The following is a 2279-nucleotide window of genomic DNA, read 5'->3' on the forward strand; positions in this document are numbered from 1 at the left end:
CGGCAACCCGCTGCCGAGGGGACGGGGCGGTCGCGCGGCGGTCGGCAACCCGCTGCCGAGGGGACGGGGCGGTCGCGCGGCGGTCGGCCCGGCCCCGCCCGCCCCGGCTCCCTCCATCCCGGCTGCCAATTCCGGCGGCAGCCGCACCCGTGCCCCCACCCGCGGCCGTGCCCGCATCCCGCCCGCACCCGTTGATAGCCCACCCGGTGACACCGCTGAGTCGAATGGCCCGCCCGAGGTGCGCCGGGCGCCGTGACGGGTAGTCCCTTGTCCATGCAGACACCGGACCCCACCTCCGACTCCCCCGCACCGGCCCCCACCGATCCCGCGGACGGCAACTCACCGCTGAAGCGCGCAATCGGCCCCAAGCTGCTGATCCTGTTCGTGATCGGCGACATCCTGGGCACCGGCATCTACGCCACCACCGGCAAGGTCGCCGGGAAGATCGGCGGCGCGCTGTGGCTGCCCTTCCTCATCGGCTTCGTCGTCGCGCTGCTGACGGCGGCTTCGTACGTGGAACTGGTCGGGAAGTATCCGAAGGCGGCGGGCGCCGCGTTGTACACCCAGAAGGCGTTCAAGGTCCCGTTTCTGACCTTTATCGTCGCCTTCATGGTGATGTGCTCGGGCCTGTCGTCGGCGAGCGCCGCGGCCCGTGCCTTCAGCGGTGACTATCTGGGCGAGTTCGTGAACGTGTCGCCGACGCTCGTCGCGGTGCTGTTCGTGCTGGCGCTCGCCGCGCTCAACCTGCGCGGTGTCTCGGAGTCCGTGAAGACGAACGTCGTACTGACGCTCGTGGAGCTGACCGGTCTGCTGGTCATCCTGTGCATCGGCGCGGTCGCGGTGTTCGCGGGCGACGGCGAGCCGGCGCGGTTGACGGAGATTCAGGCCGACGGGACCGGCTTCGCCCTGATGACCGGGATCCTGGGCGCGACGGCACTCGGCTTCTTCGCGTTCGTCGGCTTCGAGGACTCGGTGAACATGGCGGAGGAGACGAAGGACCCGGTCCGTACGTTCCCCAAGGCGCTCTTCATCGGTGTCGGCGTCACCGGCACGATCTACGTGCTGGTCGCCCTCATCTCCTCGCTGCTCGTCGACAACCAGGTGCTCGCCGAGTCCTCCGGGCCGCTGCTGGAGGTGGTGAAGGCGGGCGGTGTCGACTTCCCGCCCAAACTGTTCGCGGTCATCGCGCTGTTCGCCGTGACCAACTCCGCCCTCATCAACATCATGATGGCCTCCCGGCTCTGTTACGGCATGGCCAACGAGCGCATCCTGCCGCGCGCCATGGGCCGGGTGCTGCCGCGCCGCCGGACGCCGGTCGTCGGCATCGTGTTCACGGCGCTGCTCGCGGTCGGCCTGGTGTCCACGGGGGAGATCGAGGGCCTGGGCGACACCACGTCCTTCCTGCTGCTGTGCGTGTTCGCCGTGGTGAACGTGGCCGTGCTGGTCCTGCGCAAGGACCGCGTCGCCCACCGGCACTTCCGTACGCCCACCGCGCTGCCGGTGCTCGGCGCGATCACGGCCGTCATCCTGGCCAGCCCGCTGGCCGACCGGGCGGCGGACGTGTACATCCGGGCGGGCGTACTGCTGCTGCTGGGCATCGGGCTGTGGGCGGTCAACAAGCTGGTGATGCGGGCGCGCGGGGAGTGAGAGGGGTTCCGGGACTCCGGGTGCCGGGTCTCCGGGTCCCGGAATCCGGCCCGCCGGCGGCCGCCCAAGCTTTGCCCAAGGTCCGCCCATGCCGGCCGGGGCACGGTGGTCCCAGTCCGAGAGAGCGCCCCCGCCAGGGGGCGCCGCAGCGAGTCGCCACCGGGGCGAACGCAGCCAGAGGAAGGGACCCACAGCATGCGCCAGATTCGTCATGCACTCGTGGCCGTGGCCATGTCCGCCGCCGCGATGACCGCCACAGCGGCCGGAGCCGCCGCCGACACCGGTCCCGGGGACACGAGCCGGCCGGGCGTGGAGCGGACCGACCTGGGCAACGGTGCGACACTCCTGCACGGCGTCGAGTCGGCGGAACAGCTCGCCGCCTCCTGCGCTTCCGGCAAGTTCTGCGGCTACAGCAGCCAGGCGGGGTACGGCCTGGAATGGGGATGCGGTCGTACCGGCATCGGCTGGTCCGGGGGCGGCTGGTGGGTGAACAACCTGTCGGGCAGCAACGACCGCGTCGCCATGTACGGCAGCGGCGGCACCCGGATCTACACCACCCCGCACTCGCCTTCCCAGGACACGACCGCCAACTGGACGCCGGTCTACAACATCACCGTCTGCGTGGCCTGACC

At 71.0% G+C, this 2279-nt stretch carries 2 protein-coding genes; both read left to right on the forward strand.

Going from position 1 to position 2279, the window contains the following annotated elements; all coding sequences use genetic code 11:
* Positions 1-273: 273 nt before the first annotated feature.
* Positions 274-1647 carry an APC family permease gene (locus GCU69_RS10575; RefSeq protein ID WP_098752238.1) on the forward strand — a complete coding sequence of 458 codons (1374 nt, stop codon included), beginning with the start codon at positions 274-276 and terminating at the stop codon, positions 1645-1647.
* 195 nt (positions 1648-1842) lie between these two features.
* A complete protein-coding gene (locus GCU69_RS10580; RefSeq protein WP_143671144.1) occupies positions 1843-2277 on the forward strand; it encodes a hypothetical protein in 435 nt (144 codons plus the stop codon).
* Positions 2278-2279: the final 2 nt, after the last annotated feature.

Origin of the sequence: Streptomyces lycii, assembly GCF_009735685.1 — a bacterium.
Classification (GTDB): Bacteria; Actinomycetota; Actinomycetes; order Streptomycetales; family Streptomycetaceae; genus Streptomyces; species Streptomyces lycii.

Bases quoted from the DNA above. Each gene is read 5' to 3' on its own strand.
- GCU69_RS10575 (WP_098752238.1), top strand. From the start codon at position 274: ATGCAGACACCGGACCCCACCTCCGACTCCCCCGCACCGGCCCCCACC.
- GCU69_RS10580 (WP_143671144.1), top strand. From the start codon at position 1,843: ATGCGCCAGATTCGTCATGCACTCGTGGCCGTGGCCATGTCCGCCGCC.